Genomic DNA, 24,085 nt, shown 5'->3' with positions numbered 1-24,085 from the left:
TGGCCGCCAGTAAATCATTATAGTGTAGGGCGTTCGCTGTACGGCCACAGGTCAGAGGGACCATTATTCTGTCGGTTTGTTGCAACTTGGCTGTTTAGACAAGCTCAGAGTTGCTCAACACATGGCGCGCATAGTAGCGGTTAGGTAACAAGCCTGCCGTGAGAAAGATCTCATAAAGTCCCAAGTTTTTAGGGATTTATATTAATAACAATCGTTTTTAAGTCTGGATCACATTTGGATCTCGGGTTTTCATAAAAAGGGCAAATATTTTATGACAGCAACGTCAATGGTTACTCCGCTTAATGCCATGACTTTTCCCTTGCACGGTGCACGATTAATTGAGGCATCGGCGGGTACGGGTAAAACCTTTACTATCGCTGGCTTATACCTGAGATTGCTTCTCGGTCACGGTACATCCGAGACCAAACATCAGGTGCCGTTGACTGTCGACCAGATTTTAGTGGTGACATTTACTGAAGCGGCAACTGCAGAGCTTAGAGACCGAATCCGCGCTCGTATTCATGATGCTCGTCTTGCCTTTGCCCGAGGTAAAAGTAGCGACCCTGTGATTGAGCCTTTACTTGATGAGTTCAGTGACCACAAACAAGCCGCGGAGATCCTTTTGCAAGCGGAAAGGCAAATGGATGAAGCCGCGGTTTATACCATCCACGGCTTTTGCCAACGTATGCTAACCCAAAATGCATTTGAATCAGGCAGTCGCTTTAACAACGAATTTGTGACCGATGAGAGTCATCTTAAAGCGCAGATTGTAGCTGATTACTGGCGACGTAATTTCTATCCTTTGCCGCTTAATTTAGCAGGGGAAGTGCGCCGAATCTGGAATGCCCCCTCTGATTTACTGCGCGATGTGACAAACAATCTGACAGGAGCACCACTGAGCCTTTCTGTAGCAGCGATGAGTGGAAGTTTAGCGGACTTACACCAACAAAATCTAAAGCGTATCGATGAATTGAAATCGTTATGGCGAGAGCATCAGGATGACTTTTTTGCCCTGATTAGTGACTCTGACGTCAACAAGCGCAGTTACACCAAAAAGTCGCTACCGACTTGGCTCGAAGCGGTCAATGTGTGGGCGGCAACAGAAACGACGGGCTATGACTATCCAGACAAACTGGAGAAGTTTGCCCAGAATATCTTGGTTGAGAAAACACCGAAAGGCACCGCGCCGCAGCACCTTGTTTTTGAAGCGATTGATGCATTCCTTGCTGCGCCAATCAGTCTCAAAGCGCCTATTCTTGCCCATGCGATTGAACATTGTCGCGAGATGTTGGCAAACGCCAAGCAGCAGAAACAGTGGCTCTCTTTTGATGACTTGCTGACTAATCTTTCTGCCGCCATTGATAGTGATGAATCAGAACAACTCGTAGAAACTGTACGGGGACAATATCCGGTCGCTATGATTGATGAGTTCCAAGATACCGATCCCCTCCAATACAGCATTTTTAGCCGTATCTATTTGAACAATCCTGAATGTGGTTTGTTTATGATCGGTGATCCCAAGCAGGCAATTTACGGTTTCCGTGGCGCAGATATTTTTACTTACATCAAAGCGCGTAATCAGGTTTCGTCGCACTTCACTCTAGGTACTAACTGGCGTTCTAGCGCGGATATGGTCAGTGCGGTAAACCAGATTTTTGAGTTGCCTTCGAGCCCGTTTATTTACGATAAAGATATTCCATTCTTGCCTGTCGACTCTAGCCCCAATGCGGATAAACGCGTTTGGACTATCGGTGGTCAAAAGCAACCCGCGCTCACTTATTGGTTGCAAGATGCCGACGAGAAGCCATTACCGAAGGGGGAGTACTTAGAGGCGATGTCTAAGGCTACCGCGGATCAAATCCAAACCATTCTCACTGCGGCGCAAAACGAGCAAGCTTTCTTTAAAGATGGTAAAGGAGAGCATTCGATTCAAGCGGGAGATATTGCAGTACTGGTTCGAACCGGTAATGAAGGTCGTATAGTCAAAGAGGCACTCGCCAAACAAGGTATTGCGAGTGTTTATCTATCAAACCGAGACAGTGTGTTTACCTCGCTTGTCGCTCAAGATATTCAGCGTTTATTGCAAGCGGTACTGACGCCGGAAAATGATCGTGCCTTACGAGCAAGCTTGGCTTCTGAAATGTTTGCTCTCGATGCGGGCAGTTTAGACAAACTCAACAACGATGAAAATGAGTGGGAAAACGCAATCAATGAGTTTAAAGAGTACCGTAAACTCTGGACTCAGCGAGGTGTGCTCCCTATGTTGCGCAGTGTTATGAGCAAGCGACATATTGCCGAGCGTTTACTAGAAGAAGAAGGTGGAGAGCGTGCACTGACGGATTTGATGCACATCGGTGAGCTGCTACAGCAAGCAAGTCAGGAGCTCGATAGTGACCATGGTTTACTGCGTTGGTTGGCTCAAGCAATCAGTGATGCACAAAATGGTTTAGGTGGCAGCGAAGACCAAATCCAACGCTTGGAATCAGAGCGTAATTTGGTGCAAATCGTAACAATCCACAAATCGAAAGGTCTGGAATATGATCTGGTGTTCTTGCCTTTTGTTCTCAGCTATCGCGAGGCTAGCGAAGCAAAATACTATGATGAGCAACAAGACAAAACCATTTTAGATATTACTGGGCAAGATGCTTCTTTAGCGCAAGCTGATAAAGAGCGCCTTGCTGAAGATTTACGCCTAATCTACGTAGCGCTTACCCGTGCCGTTTATAGCTGTTTTGTCGGGGCTGCACCACTAAGAAATGGTCGTTCTACTAAAGAACCAACCGGTGTTCATCACAGTGCGATGGGGTATTTGCTACAAGATGGTAAAGAAGGGGGGATCAATGATCTCACTAATGCTATCCAACAGCATGTTGATGGGCTTGAAAGTGTGCGATTAAGCGACTTACCAGAGCCACAAGGAGAGGTCTTCGTTGCCCATACTTCGCAGCAGCAAGATTTAACCGCAAGCGAGCTGAAAAGTGTGATTGATAGAGATTGGCGAATCACCAGTTATTCTGGATTGGTAAAACAGGGCTCTCATCATAGCTCAGATGCCTTTACCGACTTAATGCATCTTGATATTGATTCTTCCGATGAGCACGATGAAGATGAGTTAGTTGAACCAGAGCAATCCATCTTCACTTTCCCGCGCGGCGCTAGACCCGGTACTTTCCTGCATACGTTATTCGAAGAAGTCGAGTTTACCGAGCCAAGTACTAGCGAAGCGAATACTGAGATAATCACTCATCTTCTCGACAGTGAGCAGTTAGACCCAAACTGGCTACCGATTTTACAGCAGTTGATTGATACCGTGTTAGCCACGCCACTGGATGGCAAATCTTTGCTGCTTAACCAGAAAGGGCCAAGCCAACGTTTAGTTGAGATGGAGTTCTTGCTACCGATTGAGGTACTGGCGGCACCGGCATTAAATCGCGTCATCCAACGTCATGATCCTTTATCTGCAAAGGCTGGTGACCTAGGCTTCTATACCGTTCAAGGTATGTTGAAGGGCTTTATTGATTTGGTGTTTGAGCATCAAGGTAAATATTATGTCCTTGACTGGAAATCGAATCATCTTGGTGATGAGGTCGGTTTCTATCACGGAGAAGCGCTAAAATCTGCCATGGCAGATCATCGTTATGACCTGCAGTATCAAATCTATGCCTTAGCGCTACATCGCTTCTTACGCAGTCGAATTGCAGATTATGACTACGATCAGCACTTTGGCGGTGTCTACTACCTATTCCTTAGAGGGATGGATGGAGAAAGCGAGCATGGTATTTTTTCTGCCAAACCAAGCCTAGAGTTTCTTACCGATATGGACAGACTCATTGATGGGCAAAGTGTCGATGCGAAAACGAATCAAGCTGGCCAGATGGAGCTACTGTAATCATGACCACTCTTATTTCCGTGCTTAAACAACTGGCAAACAAATCCAGCATCAGACAACTTGATTATCAGTTTGCCCGCTTTATCGCTAGCCAGTCTCAGGATGATCAGCTCGCTTTTATTGCAGGAGTCGTCAGCCACGAACTTGGCAAAGGCCATATTTGTCTACCGCTGTTTGATGCAGAAGGGCAGCCTGTCGATCTCGCTGCTAAGCTGGGATTGTTTGGCGAAGCAGCGTTAGAGTTAAATCAAACGCTGGTGGCGATTGACTGGGTATTCTTGCTCAATAGCTCTTGTTTGGTTGCCAAAAACTCAGCCGACGAGGGGGAGGCTCTACCGCTGATATTTGATGGCGAGCGACTCTATTTACACCGCTATTGGCACTATGAAGTGACCTTGGCTGAGTGTTTGAATAGCTTTGGGTCACCTATGATCCTAAAGCCTAATGAAGTCCAAAAACTTTCCAATCTTCTTGATCATCTATTTGCTCGAAACTATCGCTATCTATTTGAAGCAATTAATAAATCTCAGCAAGAAGGTGACTCTACCCCTGTGATGCGTCAGCGTATGGTTTGTGACCATCTAGACGTCGTGGCAGAGGATAAATTGGATTGGCCTACCATAGACCAAAAGCTCCTAGCCGCTAAAAACATTGAGCAACTTTCGGTGCTGGACGAGTTAGTTCCTTTATCTGCGTGTGTGAATTGGCAGAAAGTCGCAGCTGCGGTTGCACTGAGTAAAAGGTTTGCCGTGATCTCTGGTGGTCCGGGAACAGGTAAAACGACCACCGTAACCAAGCTACTTGCCGCTTTGATTGAGCAAGCTCAAAGCTCATCGCAACAAAACGCTCAAGCTGAGCAGCCAACGATTAAGTTGGTCGCACCGACGGGCAAAGCGGCAGCAAGATTAACTGAGTCGATTGGTAAAGCCGTGGCAGAGTTACCTGTAGCGCCTGAACTAAAACAGGCTATTCCAACTGATGCCAGTACATTACATCGCTTGCTCGGTGCATTGCCTAACAGCTCAGAGTTTCGACACAACAGAGATAATCCACTCCACCTAGATATGCTGGTGGTCGATGAAGCTTCTATGGTCGATTTGCCTATGATGTATAAATTGGTCGATGCGTTACCTAAGCATGCCAGATTGATTCTGCTGGGTGACAAAGACCAGTTGGCGTCAGTAGAAGCGGGGGCGGTGCTGGGGGACATTTGTTCTTTCAGCCAGCTAGGTTTTAGTCATGGTCAAGCGGCTCAAATTGCTCGCTTAACTGGTTTTGAAACACTGGCTCACACGACGAACATGCAGCCCTCTATTGCTGATAGCTTATGTATGCTGAAGAAGAGCTATCGATTTGATGCTCGCTCTGGGATCGGTCAATTAGCTCAAGCCATTAACGCTGGTTCAGCGCAAAAAGTTGATTGGGTTTGGCAGAAAGATTTCTCTGATATCGCTAAGTTTCCGATCGATAGCCAGCACTACAATCAAATGGTGCAGACTTTGCTAGCTGAATATAGCCATTACCTTAAGCGAATTGATGTGCAGCAACTTGATTCTGCAACAGGCGAAGTCGAAACCATGGCGAAGCGGGCCAAAGCGGTATTGGATCAGTTTGCGCGTTGTCGTTTGTTGTGCGCTATTCGTGAGGGTGACTTTGGTGTTACTGGGCTTAATCAGCGTATTGAACGTGCACTGGCGGCTAAAAAGTTGATTCAAACCCAAGACGAGCTTTGGTATCACGGTAGACCTGTGATGGTGGCGAGAAATGACCATGCACTAGGTTTGTATAACGGTGATATCGGCATTTGCATGCTGGATGACTCGGAAAGCGAGTCAAGATTGAAGGTCTTCTTCGAACTGCCAGATGGCAGCGTCAAGTCAGTGTTGCCAAGCCGTGTACCAGAACACGAAACCGCTTATGCGATGACGATTCATAAATCCCAGGGGAGCGAATTTGAGCATACGCTGATGATTTTACCACCAGACTTTACGCCGATTCTGACACGCGAGTTGATCTACACAGGGATAACTCGGGCGAAGAAACGCTTGAGTTTATATATTGATGAGCGAGTGATGAAGCGTGGAATTAAAGTTCGAACTGAGCGAGCGAGTGGATTGATACATAGGTTGCAGCGAAGGGGATAACCATCCGTGGCTACCGTATTAAACGATTAAAGTGCTTTAGAGAAAGAGATACTGCGAATGCGGTACTTTTTCTGATAGTTCAGAATGAACGCCTTTAAGCCTTCTGTCACTGGGAAGACACAATGAACGTCTAGATCTTCTAGTAGTTCATTATCAGCCATATCCCAAAAACTCTGTACAGAGTTACAGATAATTTTCTTCATCGATAGTTTGCTCTTAGTGACGTAGTCAGTAACCTCAAGCAATCCTTGCGACTCAACTGAGTAAAAAGTTAAGTAGAGAAGTGAATCCTATCTAGCTCCTCACTAGAGGTGAGGAGCTGAAATATTAACCAATTGGAAATATGAAATAAAGCTTATAGTGTAAGAAAAATAAGCAATTTGATCGCAAGTGTAAGAATTACAATCGCTTAGAGAAGAAGCGCCAAGATCTTCGATTTTCGTTGATAATTGTATAAGTTTTGCTTCTGGGAAGGTAAGAAATCGACCCCCATTTCATGGAAACCTTGCTCTCTAAACCAGTGGAGGCTATGAGTGGTTAAAACAAAGATGTGTTCAATACCCTGAGCCTTAGATTGTAAGCGCATATGGTTAAGCAGCAGTAAGCCTCTGTTGCCGTCACGATACTCAGGATGAATCGCAACACAGGCCATCTCTGCCATCTTTTCATCTGGATAAGGATACAGAGCAGCGCAGCCAATGATCAGTCCATCTTTTTCTATGATGGTGAATTGATGCAGCTCTTGCTCCAGTTGTTCACGTGAGCGCCTAACTAGCACGCCTTGTTCTTCTAATGGCTGAATCAGATCTAAGATGCCACCAATATCATCAATGTCGGCAACGCGAACTTGCTCAGCACTGGCTTTCACCACTTGGGTCCCGATACCATCGAGTGAAAACAGTTCTTGAATCAGAGCACCATCAACTTTATAGCTCACTAGGTGGCTGCGAGGAACTCCAGCGCGGCATGCCGCAGTCGCTGCACGCAAGAACCTTAGTGTGCCTGAGGAGTTATCAACGCCTTCGATTCGGTCTGTTTCAAGTCTGGATAAAATTCTTTCCGCATCTTTTGGGAACAGTTCAGCAACGACGTCACCATTTTCGTCGATGATGCCTTGCTCGGAACAAAAGCCGATTAGTTTGTCTGCATTGAGCTTAATGGCGACCTGAGTAGCCACTTCTTCGGAAAGTAGATTAAACGACTCTCCAGTAACAGAACTCGCTATCGGGCCAAGGAGAACAATTGAACCCTGATCCAACATGCGATTGATCCCTTCAACATCGATGCGTCGAATCCTGCCACTGTGACAATAGTCGATGCCATCATCTACCCCGAGAGGTTGAGAGGTAATGAAGTTGCCGCTGACGACATTTAACTGAGTTCCAGCCATAGGCGTATTGCTTAAGCTCATCGACAGCTGGGCAGTGATGGTCAGCTGTAATTGCCCGGCAGCTTGCATGACGTAATTAAGGGATGTCTCATCCGTAACGCGGATTCCTTTGTGGTATGGGCTATCATACTGATTTTGCTGAAGAAGGTGATTAATTTGTGGTCGTGCTCCATGAACGAGAACAATTTTGACTCCCAAGCTATGCAATAGAGCCAGATCACTGATAATATTCGAAAAATTGCCGTCAGCCACGGCTTCTCCACCCAGCATAATAACTATGGTTTTATCTCGGTGAGCGTTGACGTAAGGAGCTGATTGTCTAAACCCTTTGACTAGGGCAGTGCTTCGAATCTTCACAATATCTTCCGTGAATTGAATTTATATACACTGATATTGCAATTTTATTCGTTATTCAGCAAGCGTTTTTTCAATGTGATGCAGTGCTTCTTTATGCTTTCGGTGTAACGAGCGAATTTCGACTTTGAGACTTGGAGTCATTGAGCGCGTCAAAATGGTTTTGTAATTCGCGGTAAACACATTTTTGGTTAACACTTAATGGTGATGTTATCAGTAATGCATTGGTGATAAAGAAAGTGAGCGGTAAGAAAAAACTTCTTGAGCGATCGATAGTGTTAGGTGCAATCATTGCGGCGGTTTTAGCCATAATGATGGCGAGCAGTTTGTATCAGCTTTATTTGGAAAAGATCTACCCTAAATCGAATGTTTATGGCACCTGGGTTGAGCAAAACGTCGCATCTTATGCGGCGGAAGAGTTCGTTGTTAGCTCGTCGGGTATTTCGATCAACGGTGGTATTGTTGATACTCAGTATAGTTGGGACGGCTCCCATTTGGAGTATCGCCTTGGCGATAAGGTACGTAAGTTTAAAGCGCTCAATGAGGAATTTACCGAGCTGCAGTTAGTGTCAGAGCCCAACTACCAACCCGTGTATCGATTGTCAGAAAAAGTTAAAAATAACATTCATTAACGATGACTCGATTGCGAATTCCTAACAAGTTTGTCATGCTCATGGCATAGCTTGTTAGGGATAAAATCAGTGTTTAAAAAATATCTTCCTCTCGCAGCCGCCAGCGTCTTGTTTGGCTGTGCTCAACCTACTGACCGCGCTCAGCAATATGTCGATGATGAATTCAATTCAATTTTGAATAAATCTTCAGTTGTCGAATCGACCAAACCGCGCGATTTTACCGAGTTTCATCGTCAGGCTGAACAAGTCGTTGATAACTCTCCGTCGATGGCAAAGATCTATCAGCCCCTATATGACAAGTTAAATGAATGGGTATTACAAAGCGGTGAACCAACCGACTTAGCCAGCTTTGGCATTCAAGCGGCTCAACTGGGTGGTGGCGACAAACAAGGTAATGTTTTATTTACCGGCTACTTTTCTCCGGTGATGGAACTGCGCCATGAACCCAATGAAAAATTTAAATACCCAGTTTATGCCAAACCTGAGTGTGATAGCGATTGCCCGACCCGAGCTCAAATCTATGATGGTACGCTAGAAGGTCAAGGTCTGGAGCTAGGTTACGCATCAAATAGGATCGACCCGTTTTTGATGGAAGTTCAGGGTAGTGGTTTTGTCCATTTCGAAGATGACGATACTTTGGAGTACTTCGCCTACGGAGGCAAAAACAACAAGGCGTATGTCAGCATCGGTAAGGTGTTAATAGAAAGAGACTTAGTGCCTAGAGCAAAAATGTCGATGAAAGCGATCAAAGAATGGGTAATGGAAAATGATGAAGCGACCGTACGTGAGCTTCTTGAACAGAATCCTTCTTTTGTTTTCTTTGAGCCTCGTGCTGACGCGCCAGTAACTGGCTCGGCCGGTATTCCACTTTTACCTATGGCATCTGTCGCAGGCGATCGCTCGATATTCCCAATGGGGACACCAATCCTTGCTGAAGTACCACTGCTTAATCCTGATGGTTCATGGAGTGGTGCGCATCAGCTGCGTCTATTGATAGTGCTCGATACTGGCGGCGCTGTAAAACAGAACCATCTCGACCTTTACCATGGTATGGGGCCGCGAGCAGGCACAGAAGCTGGTCATTACAAACATTTCGGTCGAGTCTGGAAATTGGGGCTCGAAGGAAGTGCGACACAAGCGCCTTGGGCATTGCCTCCAGAAAAGCTACAATAGCTTCATCTAGACTTTTTAATTAAGAGTGCGTATAAATCGCACTCTTTGTTTTTGTACCCTGCGGAAAACCCATATGCGTGAACTCGACACTCCTGCTTCTGAAAATTACAACCAACGTTTTGGTGGCACACGCCGTCTTTACGGTAACAGTGAAGTTGAGATTTTACGCGCTGCGCATGTCTGCGTTATTGGTATTGGTGGTGTTGGCTCGTGGGCCGTTGAGGCTCTGGCAAGAACGGGAATCGGTGAGCTAACCCTGATCGATATGGATGATGTGTGTGTGACGAATATAAACCGTCAGATTCACGCAATGAGCGGAACGGTTGGTCAGAGCAAGATCGAAGTGATGGCGGAAAGGGTTAAGCTGATTAACCCTGAGTGTAAAGTTAATCTTATCGATGATTTCATTACACCAGATAACCAGCATGAGTATTTAAGCAAAGAATACGACTATGTGCTGGATGCCATTGATAGTGTCAAAGCAAAAGCGTCACTACTTGCTTACTGTCGCAGCAACAAAATCAAAGTCATTACGACGGGCGGGGCTGGTGGTCAGGTTGACCCAACGCAAATTAAAGTCGCAGACCTGACAAAGACGATCCAAGACCCACTAGCGAAGAAGATCAAAGATACGCTACGTCGTCATCATAACTTTCCAACCAATCCGGCGCGCAAGTTCGGAATTGAGTGTGTCTTTTCCACAGAACAACTGAAATACCCTCAGCCGGATGGCAGCGTGTGTGGAGTCAAATCAACCGCTGAAGGGCCAAAACGTATGGATTGTGCCAGTGGTTTTGGTGCGGCTACCGTAGTAACAGCGACCTTTGGTTTTGTGGCGGTATCACGTATTGTTGAAAAGCTTATCCAGAAGTACAGCAAGTAAATTAGGTTAGAGAAAAGAATGTCACCGTTTCCTCAATCGCCGTTTGGCACTGAAATTACTGCCGAAGAAATTGCCCAAGCCATGCAAGGTTTCAAAGGCTGGGAAGATCGCTATCGTCAGGTTATCCAATGGGGTAAAAAACTGCCGAAGATGCCTGAAGAATTAAAGTCTGAACAAGTGACGGTCTCAGGTTGTGAAAGCACGGTATGGCTAGTCAGTCAAAAGTCAGATGGATTATGGCATTTCTGTGCTGATTCTGACGCACGTATTGTGCGTGGTCTGATTGCTTTAGTGATGGCAGCCTTTGATGGTAAATCTTCACAACAGATTCAATCTTTCGATATTGATGCTTATTTTGACAAGCTGGGTTTGATTGCTCATTTGAGTCCTTCGCGAGGCAATGGCTTAAAAGCAATTGTTGAGCAAATTAAGCAAACGACGGCTGAGTAAGCTAACCATCTTTGACTAGTTTGCTATTCCCGAGAGCGAAAAATAAGCGCTATCGGGAATCTTTCCACCATTTATATGCTCTCTTATAGGCCTGGTTAATAAATAACCGCTTTGATATTAACGCCTTAGTAAATACAGGGCTTTACAGGTCTTGTTGTCGCTGCGTAAAGGCTGTACAATTCGCGCCCTTAATTAATGTTCCGTCGCTTGAGAGGCCACATGACCACTGAAAAAATCAATCTACTCGACTTTGATCGTCAAGGTTTGCGTAAGTTTTTTGCCGATGAGCTTGGTGAAAAAGCATTCCGTGCAGATCAGGTGATGAAGTGGATCTACCATTTCGGTGTCGATAACTTCGATAATATGACCAACATTAATAAGAAGTTACGTGAAAAGCTGCAACATCGTTGTGAAATTAAAGCACCAACCGTAGCGGAAGCTCAGCACTCGTCAGATGGTACGATTAAGTGGGCAATGAAGGTTGGCGACCAAGACGTAGAAACGGTGTATATCCCAGAAGATGACCGAGCTACCTTGTGTGTTTCTTCACAAGTAGGTTGTGCGCTAGAGTGTAAATTCTGCTCAACTGCTCAACAAGGCTTCAACCGCAATCTAAAAGTCTCTGAAATTATTGGTCAAGTATGGCGTGCTGCGCGTGAGATCGGTTTAGAAAAAGAGACGGGCCGTCGTCCAATTACTAACGTAGTAATGATGGGGATGGGTGAGCCGCTGCTTAACATGAAGAACCTTATTCCTGCGCTTGAGCTAATGCTTGATGATCTAGGTTTTGGTTTGTCAAAGCGCCGTGTGACGGTATCAACATCTGGTGTCGTCTCTGGTCTTGATCAGATGACTGGTAAGATTGACGTTGCACTGGCAATCTCATTGCATGCGCCTAACGATAAGCTGCGTAGTGAAATTATGCCAATCAATGATCGTTGGGATATAGAAGATTTCTTAGCATCAGTTCGTCGTTATATTCAGTCTTCTAACGCAAACCGCGGCAAGGTAACGGTCGAGTATGTTCTGCTTGACCATGTCAATGATGATATGGACCACGCACGTGAGCTTGCTGAGCTGTTAAAAGACACGCCTTGTAAGATCAACTTGATTCCGTTTAACCCGTACCCTGGATCGCCATACAAGAAGCCAAGCAACTCTCGTATCGACCGCTTCCAGAAGACCTTGATGCAATATGAGCACACGGTAACAGTGCGTAAAACTCGTGGTGATGATATCGATGCAGCATGTGGTCAGCTAGTTGGCGACGTGATCGACCGTACTAAACGTACGGCGACCATTAAAGCGGCCAAAGGTGAAACAATCCAAGTTAAAGCAGTTTCATAAAGCGTGCTAAATTTGCCAAAGCCAGAGCCTAGCTCTGGCTTTTTTGTTACATCTGGTAGCGATCTCTCTGTCAAAATAACGAAAAACCTTGAGCTGCTTGTAAATTATGCGCTTTGTTTGTGTTGTTTCATCTATGATATCTATTAGAATTGAAGGTTAACGCTTTCGGGGTAAATTCCCCTGTCTATTGAGTGGGGCGTTAATTTAGAGTAATTGAGGTTAATCCTCGACATAATTCAGAGTTTGGTTATTTGCGCGCAACGAAAAATAAATAATTAAGCGGCGATATGACGAAACTTAAACGAGAAGAGAATTTTTAGAATCATGACAGCTGAACAACAACTTCAAGCGAGCGACGAGAACGTAGAAAAAGTAGAAGCAGGGACTCTGCTTAAAAATAAACGTGAGTCTCTTGGCCTGAGTCAAAAGCAAATTGCCGATCGTTTGCGTTTGCGTCTCTCTATCATCGAAAACATCGAAGCCAATAACTTTGCCTCTGATCAGGTTGCTACATTCACCCGTGGTTACTTACGCTCTTATGCTCGAGCGGTTGGGATAGCTGAATCAGAAGTGTTGTGTGCGCTTGACAGTTGTAAAGAGACTCAACCTGAAGAGCAAGAAATGAAAAGCTTCTCGCATAAAACCAAGCGTGAAGCTCATGATAGCCGCATAATGACTCTAACGATGGGCATCGTAATTGTCGTGTTAGGCATTTCATCCGTTTGGTGGTGGCAAAACCAAGAAAAAAGCATGGAGTCACTAACGACAGAAACGGATCAAGAGCTGCTGTTAGAAGAACAGCCGACAGAGAATCAGCCTCTGGACTTTACAACTCTTACAGAGGCTGGTACCGAGATAGAGCCACAGTCTGGCGAAGACGCCATTCAAGCTGTTGATTCAGTTGTGAATCAGCCAAGCGCACAAAGCACGTCTTCTGATGTGGTAGAAACCGAAATTGTTGCAGAGTCTCAGGAGTTACCAGAGACCCCGCCGCAGCAACCAAGCGTTAGTGAAGAGCAAGTAGAACCGACAGCTGTAGCTGAGGCACCAAAAGCTGAACAGCCTGCCGCATCTGAAAACCTGTTGGTTATGTCATTCAGCGATGACTGCTGGATTCAAGTCAAAGACGCTTCAGGAAAAACCCTTTCTACTGGAGTGAAGAAAGCAGGACAGAGCCTCAATTTAAGCGGCAATTTGCCTTATAGTGTCATTTTAGGTGCACCTGAAAACGTTTCAATGACATTAGCGAGTGAACCTGTCGACCTTTCTGGGTATACTTCAGGCAAAGTAGCAAGATTCAACTTACCTTAAAAAATTACTATGCAATACGAATCTCCTATCAAACGTCGCCCATCGACTCGTATCTATGTGGGCGACGTACCTATTGGTGACGGCGCACCGATTGCTGTGCAGTCGATGACTAATACTAGAACAACAGACGTTGAAGCGACTGTTGCTCAAATTAAATCACTGGAAAATGTCGGTGCTGATATCGTTCGCGTATCGGTACCAACTATGGATGCAGCAGAGGCATTCAAGCAAATTAAACAGCAAGTCAATATCCCTCTCGTAGCGGATATTCATTTTGACTATCGTATCGCGCTAAAAGTGGCAGAGTACGGTGTGGACTGTTTACGCATCAACCCTGGCAATATCGGTAATGAAGACCGTATCCGCTCAGTGGTTGACTGCGCACGCGACAAAAACATTCCGATTCGTATTGGTGTGAATGGTGGCTCGTTAGAGAAAGACATTCAGATGAAATACGGCGAACCAACTCCAGAGGCGTTGGTGGAGTCTGCGATGCGTCATGTCGATATTCTTGATCGACTTAACTTCGACCAATTTAAAGTAAGTGTGAAAGCCTCAGATGTTTTCCTTGCTGTCGATTCCTATCGTTTACTAGCGAAGAAGATCGATCAGCCGCTTCACTTAGGTATTACTGAAGCAGGCGGCGCACGAGCTGGCGCAGTGAAATCTTCAGTTGGTCTCGGGATGTTGTTGGCAGAAGGGATTGGCGACACGCTGCGTATCTCTCTTGCGGCGGATCCAGTTGAAGAGATCAAAGTCGGTTTTGATATCCTAAAGTCGTTACGTATTCGCTCTCGCGGTATTAACTTTATTGCTTGCCCAAGCTGTTCGCGCCAAGAATTTGATGTGATTGGTACAGTGAATGCACTGGAGCAGCGTTTAGAAGACGTGATTACACCAATGGATGTGTCCATTATCGGCTGTGTGGTCAATGGTCCGGGTGAAGCAGAAGTGTCTCATTTAGGCTTAGCAGGAAGTAACAAGAAGAGCGCATTCTACGAAGACGGTAAACGTCAGAAAGAGCGTTTTGACAATAACGACCTTGTTGACCAGCTAGAAGCTAAAATTCGTGCAAAAGCTTCAACATTAGACGAAGCAAACCGCATCGACGTTAAAGTACAAGATTAATCTCAACGTAACCCAAATTACGGTAACTATTTTTTACGGTAGATAACTGTGGCAAAGAAAATCCAAGCAATTCGAGGCATGAACGACTGCCTTCCAACTCAATCACCACTGTGGCAGAAACTTGAAAACACAGTGAAGAACGTAATCAGCGCCTACGGTTACAACGAAGTGCGCATGCCAATCGTTGAGATGACTCATCTATTCAGTCGCGCTATCGGTGAAGTGACCGACGTGGTTGAAAAAGAGATGTACACTTTTGAAGACCGTAACGGCGACAGCTTAACCCTTCGTCCAGAAGGCACGGCTGGCTGTGTACGTTCTTGTATTGAAAACAGCCTGATCAACCGTGATGAACAGCGCCTATGGTACATGGGTCCAATGTTCCGCCACGAGCGTCCGCAAAAAGGTCGCTACCGTCAGTTCCACCAATGTGGTGTTGAGGTATTTGGTCTCGATGGCCCAGATGTTGATGCAGAACTTATCATGATGACGGCTCGTCTATGGCGTGAACTTGGTATTGATAAGCACGTTCGTCTAGAGCTGAACTCAATTGGTTCACTGGAAGACCGTGCGAATTACCGTACTGCACTGATTGCCTTCCTAGAGCAGCACATTGATATTCTGGATGATGATTGTAAACGTCGTATGCACACTAACCCGCTGCGTGTACTGGATACTAAGAACCCAGATGTACAAGCGATTCTAGGTGATGCACCACGTTTATCTGATTACCTTGGCGAAGAGTCAAAGCAACATTTTGCAGGTCTTTGTGAACTTCTTGACGCGGCAGGTATCGAATACACAGTTAACGAGCGTTTAGTTCGTGGTCTGGATTACTACAACCGTACTGTATTTGAGTGGATTACTGAAAGCTTAGGTGCTCAAGGCACCGTATGTGGTGGTGGTCGTTACGATGGTCTAGTCGAACAGCTAGGCGGTAAAGCTACACCAGCAGTGGGCTTTGCGATGGGTCTTGAGCGTCTGGTTCTTATGCTAGAAACTCTTGAGCTAACAGAAGTTCGTCGTAGTGTTGATGTTTACATGGTAACGGCAGGCGAAGGCACAATGCTCGCGGGTATGAAGCTAGCAGAGACACTACGTGAACAAGTCCCTGGACTACGTGTTATGAGTCACTTCGGTGGTGGTAACTTTAAGAAGCAGTTCAAGCGCGCAGACAAAGTAGGCGCAGCTGTGGCTCTAGTACTTGGTGAAAACGAAGTCGCTGACAACACAGTGGTATTGAAGGATCTGATTGGCGGTACTCAAGATACGCTGAGCCAAGCAGATGTTATCGCTAAGCTAGCAGAGCTCGTTTAATATTAATGAATTTTGAGTGGCAGTTTCGGCTGCCATTTTGATGTAAGAGGACAGGAAGTGGAACTCTACGATACTGAAGAACAACAAGTAGAAGCGATCAAAGATTGGTGGAAAGAGAACGGCAAAGCAGTGATTTTAGGTGCTGTCGTTGGTCTAGGCGGTCTGTTTGGCTGGCGTTATTACCAAGATTCAGTGACTGCGGCTCAAGAAGCGGCGTCTGAAAGCTACACTAAAGCGGTTCAAGCACTCGCTGAAAAAGGCGCATCTGCAGAAGGCGATATTCAAGCTTTCATCGATGCAAACAAAGAAACTGAATACTCAGTGTTAGCCGCGCTGCAATTGGCCAAAGTCCAAGTTGAAGCCGGTAACCTTGATGAAGCTTTGGCTCAACTAGAGTGGGCTAAGTCAGCAACGAAAGATGCAGCGGTTTCTGCGGTACTTGATTACCGTTTGGCACGTGTTAAAGCGGAGCAAGGCGAATTTGATGCAGCTGTTGCTCAGCTGGCTAACATTACAGACGAAAGCTGGGCTGGTCGTGTTGCCGAGCTAAAAGGTGACATCCTTCTGCGTAAAGGTGATGCACAAGCGGCGTATGCAGCATACACCGAAGCACAGCAGTCAGGTGATGCGAGCCAGACTCTACAGATGAAACTGGATGATCTAGCCAAGTAAGGGCGTCGCATGAAGAATATGCTGAAAAAAGCACTCACAACGGCGATGTTCGTTGGTGTTCTTGCGGGCTGTGCCGGCGAAGAAGATACCATCATTATGTCACCTGTACCGCAAGTTGACAGTGAGTTCACTCCGTCAAGCCAATGGAGCACTTCTGTCGGTAATGGTGTTGGTCAATACTACTCTAAGCTCACTCCTGAGTACGCTTATGGCAAAGTTTTTGTCGCAAGCCGTGACGGTGTCGTTAAAGCTTTGGATCCCGAAAATGGTAAAACCTTGTGGGAAACCGAGATTGAAGCGGATGTGTCTGCTCGTCTAGCGGGTGGTATTACTGCAGGTTACAGCCAAATCTTTATTGGTAGCGAAAACGGCCAAGTGATCGCCTTCAATGAAGAAACTGGTGAAGTGAATTGGCAAGTCGAGGTTGACGGCGAAGTGCTAACGGCACCAGCAACAGACAACAACTTTGTCATTGTTCACACCAACAGCGGTATGTTAGTGGCGCTAGACCAAGAGACTGGCGAAACTAAATGGACCATCAGTACGGAAGTGCCAAACCTAACTTTGCGTGGTAATAGTACACCTGTTACTGCTTCTGGTGGTGTTTTCTGGGGCACGGCAAACGGTCGACTAGCGGCAGCGATTGTTGAGCGTGGACAGCTCATTTGGCAACAACCAATCGGTATGCCACAAGGCGCCACTGAGATTGATCGCCTAGTTGATGTCGATGCAGCACCGCTGATTTTGGGTAGTTCTCTCTATATCGTAGGTTACAACGGACAGCTAACAGCAATTGACCTGCGTTCTGGCAAACCAGCTTGGAAACGTAGTTACTCTTCAGCGACCGATCTTGCTAGCGACGGCAGTCGTCTGTACTTAGTGACAGAAAAAGATCATCTTGTTGCTGTTGACGCTCGAAGTGGTACTGAGCTGTGGACCAATGACCAGCTTGAGCACCGACTACTGACAGCGCCAGTAATGATTGATGAGTACGTTGTGGTTGGAGATAGCGAAGGCTATTTGTACTGGATCGATCGCAGCAGTGGCGAATTTGTTTCAATGCAGCAAGTGAACAGTACTGGCTTTGCTGTAGCACCGATTGCAGTGCCTGGTGGCTACGTGCTGATGACTCGCAATGGCGATGTAAAGAAACTGACGATCAACGAGTAATCGTGTGATATAATTCACATTCGGCTCCTAGCTGGTAACAGTTGGGAGCCGTTTGTTTGTTTTAGAACCCATAGTTACATGTGGTTATAGGTAAAGCGCTCAAAATGTGGACTCTGCCGAGTTGTTACCTATAACTACATAAAGAAAAGAATATTGTAGAGGTTGTTATGGTACCTGTTGTTGCTCTGGTAGGGCGTCCAAACGTTGGTAAATCAACGTTGTTTAACCGATTGACTCGTACTCGCGACGCGTTGGTTGCGGATTTCCCTGGCTTAACTCGTGACCGTAAATATGGCCAAGCGAAGCTTGGTGAGCATGAATTTATCGTGATTGATACCGGCGGTATCGATGGTACGGAAGAAGGCGTTGAAACTAAAATGGCTGAACAGTCATTGGCAGCTATTGACGAAGCTGATGTCGTGCTGTTTATGGTCGATGGCCGTGCTGGTCTTACGCCGTCTGATATTGCGATTTCTAATCACCTACGCAAAATTGAAAAACCTTCAATGCTTGTGGTGAACAAGGTTGATGGTATTGATGCTGACGCTGCATCTGCTGACTTCTGGCAATTGGGTGTTGAAAACATGTACCAGATTGCTGCTGCTCATGGCCGTGGTGTTGGTGCACTGATCGACCGAGCTCTGAATCCATTTGCTGAAAAAATGGCGGAAGAAGCGCAAGGTGAAATCGAAGACTTAACTGAATTCGTTGACGAAGAAGAAGAGAAACTCGACTACACCGAAGAAGAAGCGGAAGAAGAGTTCAAACGTCTACAAGATCAGCCGATCAAACTGGCGATTATTGGTCGTCCTAACGTAGGTAAATCTACCCTGACTAACCGTATTCTCGGTGAAGAGCGCGTGGTGGTTTACGATATGCCAGGCACGACTCGTGACTCTATCTACATTCCTATGGAGCGTGATGGTCGTGAATACGTTCTTATCGATACAGCGGGTGTACGTCGTCGTAAGCGTATCAACGAAACTGTTGAAAAGTTCTCTGTAGTTAAAACGTTGAAGGCTGTGGAAGACGCTAACGTAGTTCTACTGGTTATCGATGCTCGTGAAAACATCTCAGATCAAGATCTAAGTCTACTTGGCTTTGCACTTAACGCTGGTCGTTCAATTGTGCTTGCAGTGAACAAGTGGGACGGTCTGGATATGGACGTAAAAGAGCACGTTAAGAAAGAGCTTGATCGTCGCTTAGGTTTCGTCGACTTTGCTCGAATTCACTTTATCTCTGCACTTCACGGTACAGGTGTTGGTCACTTATTTGAGTCTGTTCAAGAGGCATACAAATCAGCGACAACTCGTGTAGGGACTTCTGTGCTGACGCGTATCATGAAAATGGCAACTGATGATCACCAACCGCCACTAGTGCGCGGTCGTCGTGTTAAACTCAAATACGCGCACGCTGGTGGTTACAACCCACCGATCGTTGTGATTCACGGTAACCAAGTAAATGAACTACCAGATTCGTACAAACGTTATCTGATGAACTACTACCGTAAGTCATTGGAAATCATGGGTACACCGATTCGTATCCAGTTCCAAAGCAGCGATAACCCATTTGAGGGTAAATCGAACAAAATGACTATGTCTCAAGAGCGCAAACGTAAACGCCTAATGAGCATGATGAAAAATCGTAAGAAGTAACTCTGCTTCCTAACGGTAGAAACGACTAATTTCGACAAAAGCGCCTGATAATCTCGGCGCTTTTTTTATACCAGTTGGAATGAATCGGTGATCCGCGATGTTCACTAGCAAGAATGACCAGATGTTTATTCTGGTTAGTATGATATGGAAAGAATAGAAAGATGCACATTACACCCACCATTACACAATTCTGTCATCAGACTTGGCAGCTAGAAGCCAGTATTCAACTGACCAAGTTAACCGAAGAGCACTTTTATGTCGTAACCGATACCACGCCTTTTCATCCAGTGAGCCATATTTGGCCTGATCACCCAGCAGATAAAGGCACACTGAATGGTCATGTTGTACAAGATTGCCAAGTGGGTGCTGTCGATACTGAAAGCGGTGAACTCTATGTTGGACAAGCGATTCCGGTTAAACGCGATGAAGCTGGATGGGTGTTTGTCACAGTGCATTGTTTATCAGCAGATTGTTCTGATTTAACCACAGGGCAGAGCGTGAACTTATCTGTTGATAAAGATTACCAATTGGCACTCAGTCGAGGCCATAGTGCAGGCCACTTATCCTATCTTGCGTTAAATAAGGTCCTGACCGAACAAGGCTATTGGCGCAAAGATGCTGATCGCAAAGACCCTCACGGAAACTATGATTTCAACAGTTATGCTCAAGTGACCAGCTTTGTTACCCCAGATAAGTGCTTAGATACCTATCGATTAGGGAAAACACTACGTAAACGAGGTTTAAATAGCGCTGATATGCTTTCGGATTTAAGTCACATTGAGCAGCTAGTTAACGTGCAGTTGATCAAGTGGCTTGAGCTCAATTCTGACATCAAAGTTAAGTGTGATGGCGAGGCTTTGACCGATTCTCGATACTGGCAATGTGACTTAAATGAATCTGTGGTGGCAGTCATTCCGTGCGGCGGCACACATGCCAACTCACTGGATGAATATCTTGCTATTGAGGTAAGTTTACGTAGTGTCGATGAACAAAATATTGAAATGCACACCAATGTAAAACCGGCTTAATGGAATCTGATCTTTTTATTAAATGCTAAAAGTTGGATTTAAAGTTGCATTCATGAAGTTTTATGCTTTTTAAAATCCAAATGCAGCACATGTAACTTATGCTTTCGGTATGTGGTTATATAAATGTTCTTTTTGGGGCAGATCGCTGATCACTTTGGATTTTGCCGACGATCAGACTTGGATCTTTTATCATCTTAACGGTTTTGGTAGTAAAGATTAATTGCTCGTGATTATTAATGAGCTAGAGATCGGCTAAAAAGCTCAAACTTTATGCTAGTGTTCGAGGTGAAAAACTAAAACAAATAAAGTAGTCGCCTTATGAGTCACCTTGAACTTCTCACAGCTCACAGAGAAGTAAATAAGCTGCTCGCAAAACTAGCCTTAGGAATGGGAAAAGAAGAACTCAATCGAAGAGTTGTCGATCTTTCTGAAAGTTGGTTTGGCGAGCGCAGAGCATCAATTCTTCGTTTAGAACAGAACACTGCGAAACTATATTTAGAGTATGCCCCTAGTTTGCCAAAGTTGTACAACGATGCCATAGAAGGGGTTGAAATAGGGGCTAATGTTGGCTCTTGTGGTGCAGCTGCATATCTAAAGCAGACAGTGGTCGTCGAGGATATCAACCTTCACCCTAATTGGGCACCATTTCTTTCAATAACGGCTCAAGCCAATTTGAGAGCTTGCTGGTCGGTGCCTATCTTATCAAGCGAAGACACCGCAATGGGGACATTTGCAATCTATAGCTCAACACCATCTGCTCCCGCGGCTCATGAGCTCGAAGTACTTGAGATGTTAGCCTCATTGTATGCGGTTGCCTGGGAAAAATATCAGCTTGAAGAACAGCTTTATTATCATGCGCGGTATGATTCGCTAACCAAGTGCTTAAATCGCTCTGCATTGCTAGACCAAGTCGCTGATTGCTTAAACACCGATCTTCAGTATGTCTCTTGCTTCTTCGCCGATATAGACCAGTTTAAGTTGATTAATGATCGTTTTGGTCATGAAGTCGGTGATAAAGTACTGTCTACAGTTGGAGCGCTGCTTAACCAAACCTTTAAAGGTTGCAGTCTAAAAGGCCGCTATGGCGGAGACGAGTTTGTTGTGTTTTCCTTCTCGAATAGTAGAGAAGTGTTCACAGAGCTCGAAGAAATGTTTAATCAACAGCTGAAGAATGTCTCCCCAATAGAAGGTTTAACGATCAAAGTGAGTGTGGGTAAGGCCGTATGCGAAGTAAGCCGAGTGACATCACTACAAAGCTTGATAAAGCTTGCTGATCAGCAGATGTATAAGGTTAAACACCAGCGCAGGCATGACAAAGATCAAGGCAAACTTACCGCAGAATATTAAAGTGAATGTAAGTTGTGAAAGATTGTTGAGTGCCCGTATGAACGATAACATTTGCCCTGTATGCGAAGACGAACTCGAGTGGACAGGCAAATACCACTGTTCTGCTTGTGATGAGAGTTATATTAAGGTGGGCTTTTGCCCTGATTGTGAAGCCGAGTTAGAAAAGCTCCAAGCATGTGGAGCAGCGAACTACTTTTGCAATAACTGCAATGAACTGAAATCTAAATCTCGTGTTCGATTCGAGTTTCAACCAAGCTAGTTCTCTAGTTCTCTAGTTCTCTAGTTCTCTAGTTCTCTAGTTCACGATTGAACGAACTTCGCCATCAGAAAGACGGGTGACCAAAGTGTCACCTGTTTTTACTTGTGAGGATTGAGTCACTACTTTACCTTGTTCGGTCTGGGTGATCGAATAACCGCGTTTGAGCGTGGCTAGTGGGCTTACTGTCTCAAGCTTTTCCGCTGCCATTGCAAGTTGGTGGCGAGTATTGAGCAGTTTTCGATCCATCGCATCCAATAGCTTTTGCTCCAGTCTTTGTAATGAAGCATTTTGCTCGGCTAGTCGTTTGATTGGAGAATTGAGCTGAATTTTGTGCTGCTGACGTTCAATCTTCTGATTGCGCAGAGAGATAAATTGCCCCATAGCACGGTGCAATCTAGCCTCAAGGTCGTCTAACTGTTGGCTTTGACGCTGCAGTTGATAATTAGGATGGTGGCGCTCGATGCGATGAAGTAAAGAAGTGGTCGTTCTTTTTTTCTCAGCCAAGTAGTAGCGCATTGAGCTAATCAGTTTGTGCTGGCGAGTGGTGAGCGCTTGCTCTTTGTGACTGTTATCTCGACTAACTAATTCGGCTGCGGCTGATGGAGTAGGAGCACGCATATCCGCAACAAAGTCGGCAATCGTCACATCGACTTCATGGCCGACTGCGCTGATGATCGGGATTTGGCTCGCGGCAATGGTGCGCGCCAGTATTTCATTGTTAAAACACCACAAGTCTTCCAGTGAGCCACCACCACGTCCAACAATTAAAACGTCACACTCATTGCGGCTATTTGCACAGCCAATGGCTTGTGCTATTTGGATAGCGGCTTCTTCTCCCTGAACCATGGTTGGATAAACAACCACAGGAAGGGAAGGATCACGACGCTTAAGTACATCGAGGATATCGAACAGAGCCGCGCCCGTTTTTGACGTGACAACTCCGACGCGCTTAGGGTGCTCTGGTAACGGCTGTTTACTGGTTTGAGCGAATAAACCTTCCCCCGCCAGTTTCATCTTCAGCTCTTCAAATTGCTGTTGAAGTCTGCCATCACCTTCGGGCTGCATACTTTCAATGATCAACTGATAGTCACCGCGAGGCTCATAAAGAGATAAACGTGCTTTGACTAAGACTTGATTGCCGTTTTGCGGTTTGAAAGTAACGCGACGATTGTTACCACGAAACATGGCACATTTAACTTGAGCGCGAGAGTCTTTTAGAGTGAGGTACCAGTGCCCAGAAACAGGCGCGGAGAAATTAGAGATTTCTCCTACTAACCAAACAATGCCCATTTCATTTTCTAGTAACAGACGGACTTCAGCATTAAGACGAGAAACGGTGAAGATGTTTTGATTGGTCAGAGAAGACACAGCTAATCCCGTGGACGTGGGTATGGAAATTAGCGGCAATATAATACATAGCAAGGGGGTAAATGCAAGAAAAAAATTAAAAAATTTGTGGTCAAGCGATTGCGTTAGCCGTATAATCCGTCCGCAATATCTAATCCAAATGCAGCCAAGCATCTCCGCTTACTGCCCTCATTATGCGAAACGATGAGATTGGATTGTTCTTTTTACTCCTCTAATTGTGAGATATTGCAAATGCTAAGAATTGCCAAAGAAGCGCTGACATTCGATGACGTACTACTTGTGCCAGCACACTCCACTGTTCTCCCAAACACAGCTGATCTTCGCACTCAGCTAACTAAGAACATCACCCTAAACATCCCAATGATTTCGGCGTCTATGGACACCGTTACTGAAGCGCGCCTAGCAATTGCACTAGCGCAAGAGGGTGGCATTGGCTTTATCCACAAGAACATGTCGATTGAGCAGCAAGCAGAAATGGTTCATCAGGTTAAGATTTACGAAGCAGGTGTGGTTTCTCACCCTGTGACAGTTAGCCCTGATGCATCAATTGCTGATGTGGTTGCTCTTA

General features: G+C 45.6%; 20 protein-coding genes. 17 read left to right on the top strand and 3 right to left on the bottom strand.

Going from position 1 to position 24,085, the window contains the following annotated elements; all coding sequences use genetic code 11:
• The first annotated feature begins 271 nt into the window (after nt 1-271).
• Entirely contained in the window at nt 272-3,889 is a 3,618-nt protein-coding gene (recB, locus tag AC6R16_RS03900) for an exodeoxyribonuclease V subunit beta (RefSeq protein ID WP_500673667.1), read from the top strand.
• 2 nt (nt 3,890-3,891) lie between these two features.
• Nucleotides 3,892-6,033 carry an exodeoxyribonuclease V subunit alpha gene (gene recD, locus AC6R16_RS03895; RefSeq protein WP_500673666.1) on the top strand — a complete coding sequence of 714 codons (2,142 nt, stop codon included), beginning with the start codon at nt 3,892-3,894 and terminating at the stop codon, nt 6,031-6,033.
• A 26-nt stretch (nt 6,034-6,059) separates the two neighbouring features.
• Here the strand turns inward: recD and AC6R16_RS03890 are convergent, their stop codons facing one another.
• Nucleotides 6,060-6,236 (bottom strand): hypothetical protein, encoded by a 177-nt coding sequence (locus AC6R16_RS03890; RefSeq protein ID WP_004746266.1) that lies wholly within the window; start codon nt 6,234-6,236, stop codon nt 6,060-6,062.
• A 206-nt stretch (nt 6,237-6,442) separates the two neighbouring features.
• Nucleotides 6,443-7,780: an amino-acid N-acetyltransferase gene (gene argA / locus AC6R16_RS03885; RefSeq protein WP_500673665.1), complete on the bottom strand. Its 1,338-nt coding sequence runs from the start codon at nt 7,778-7,780 to the stop codon at nt 6,443-6,445.
• A gap of 236 nt (nt 7,781-8,016) precedes the next feature.
• On the opposite strand from argA, the gene AC6R16_RS03880 reads away from it, so the two are divergent.
• The 14 genes from AC6R16_RS03880 to AC6R16_RS03815 all read left to right on the top strand — a co-directional run bounded on the left by AC6R16_RS03880 (nt 8,017) and on the right by AC6R16_RS03815 (nt 22,149).
• A complete protein-coding gene (locus tag AC6R16_RS03880) occupies nt 8,017-8,409 on the top strand; it encodes a DUF2850 domain-containing protein (protein ID WP_500639443.1) in 393 nt (130 codons plus the stop codon).
• 69 nt (nt 8,410-8,478) lie between these two features.
• A complete protein-coding gene (gene mltA / locus AC6R16_RS03875) occupies nt 8,479-9,582 on the top strand; it encodes a murein transglycosylase A (RefSeq protein ID WP_500673664.1) in 1,104 nt (367 codons plus the stop codon).
• A 73-nt stretch (nt 9,583-9,655) separates the two neighbouring features.
• Nucleotides 9,656-10,465 carry a tRNA cyclic N6-threonylcarbamoyladenosine(37) synthase TcdA gene (tcdA, locus tag AC6R16_RS03870; protein ID WP_500639445.1) on the top strand — a complete coding sequence of 270 codons (810 nt, stop codon included), beginning with the start codon at nt 9,656-9,658 and terminating at the stop codon, nt 10,463-10,465.
• 18 nt (nt 10,466-10,483) lie between these two features.
• Nucleotides 10,484-10,915 carry a cysteine desulfurase sulfur acceptor subunit CsdE gene (gene csdE, locus AC6R16_RS03865; protein ID WP_500673663.1) on the top strand — a complete coding sequence of 144 codons (432 nt, stop codon included), beginning with the start codon at nt 10,484-10,486 and terminating at the stop codon, nt 10,913-10,915.
• Nucleotides 10,916-11,134: 219 nt separating this feature from the next.
• Nucleotides 11,135-12,262 carry a dual-specificity RNA methyltransferase RlmN gene (gene rlmN / locus AC6R16_RS03860; RefSeq protein ID WP_500639447.1) on the top strand — a complete coding sequence of 376 codons (1,128 nt, stop codon included), beginning with the start codon at nt 11,135-11,137 and terminating at the stop codon, nt 12,260-12,262.
• 324 nt (nt 12,263-12,586) lie between these two features.
• The gene (gene rodZ, locus AC6R16_RS03855; RefSeq protein WP_500673662.1) at nt 12,587-13,573 is read left to right on the top strand and encodes a cytoskeleton protein RodZ; all 987 of its coding nucleotides are present in this window, start codon (nt 12,587-12,589) and stop codon (nt 13,571-13,573) included.
• Nucleotides 13,574-13,582: 9 nt separating this feature from the next.
• Nucleotides 13,583-14,701, top strand: coding sequence for a flavodoxin-dependent (E)-4-hydroxy-3-methylbut-2-enyl-diphosphate synthase (ispG, locus tag AC6R16_RS03850; protein WP_004746274.1), 1,119 nt, complete (start codon nt 13,583-13,585; stop codon nt 14,699-14,701).
• A gap of 48 nt (nt 14,702-14,749) precedes the next feature.
• Entirely contained in the window at nt 14,750-16,018 is a 1,269-nt protein-coding gene (hisS, locus tag AC6R16_RS03845) for a histidine--tRNA ligase (RefSeq protein ID WP_500673661.1), read from the top strand.
• A gap of 57 nt (nt 16,019-16,075) precedes the next feature.
• A complete protein-coding gene (locus AC6R16_RS03840) occupies nt 16,076-16,690 on the top strand; it encodes a YfgM family protein (protein ID WP_004746277.1) in 615 nt (204 codons plus the stop codon).
• Nucleotides 16,691-16,699: 9 nt separating this feature from the next.
• A complete protein-coding gene (gene bamB / locus AC6R16_RS03835; protein WP_239851015.1) occupies nt 16,700-17,860 on the top strand; it encodes an outer membrane protein assembly factor BamB in 1,161 nt (386 codons plus the stop codon).
• 167 nt (nt 17,861-18,027) lie between these two features.
• Nucleotides 18,028-19,515 carry a ribosome biogenesis GTPase Der gene (der, locus tag AC6R16_RS03830; protein WP_004746279.1) on the top strand — a complete coding sequence of 496 codons (1,488 nt, stop codon included), beginning with the start codon at nt 18,028-18,030 and terminating at the stop codon, nt 19,513-19,515.
• Nucleotides 19,516-19,676: 161 nt separating this feature from the next.
• Nucleotides 19,677-20,543 (top strand): alanyl-tRNA editing protein, encoded by an 867-nt coding sequence (locus AC6R16_RS03825; protein WP_500639452.1) that lies wholly within the window; start codon nt 19,677-19,679, stop codon nt 20,541-20,543.
• Nucleotides 20,544-20,861: 318 nt separating this feature from the next.
• Nucleotides 20,862-21,890, top strand: a complete 1,029-nt coding sequence (locus tag AC6R16_RS03820) for a sensor domain-containing diguanylate cyclase (protein ID WP_500639453.1) — start codon at nt 20,862-20,864, stop codon at nt 21,888-21,890.
• A 37-nt stretch (nt 21,891-21,927) separates the two neighbouring features.
• On the top strand, nt 21,928-22,149 hold the full coding sequence (locus tag AC6R16_RS03815) for a zinc ribbon domain-containing protein (RefSeq protein WP_004746282.1): 222 nt from the start codon (nt 21,928-21,930) through the stop codon (nt 22,147-22,149).
• 36 nt (nt 22,150-22,185) lie between these two features.
• Here AC6R16_RS03815 and xseA read toward each other — a convergent pair whose 3' ends face one another.
• Complete coding sequence (gene xseA / locus AC6R16_RS03810) at nt 22,186-23,517, bottom strand: exodeoxyribonuclease VII large subunit (RefSeq protein WP_500673660.1); 1,332 nt, start codon at nt 23,515-23,517, stop codon at nt 22,186-22,188.
• Between the two features lie 231 nt (nt 23,518-23,748).
• Here xseA and AC6R16_RS03805 point away from each other — a divergent pair.
• Nucleotides 23,749-24,085: IMP dehydrogenase (locus AC6R16_RS03805; RefSeq protein ID WP_500673659.1), on the top strand; the 337-nt coding region annotated here is incomplete at its 3' end.

It is taken from the genome of Vibrio sp. R10-SG3-ISO10, from assembly GCF_059834185.1.
The sequence above is the reverse complement of the archived record's forward strand: the minus strand, read 5'-3'. Positions and strand labels throughout refer to the sequence as shown.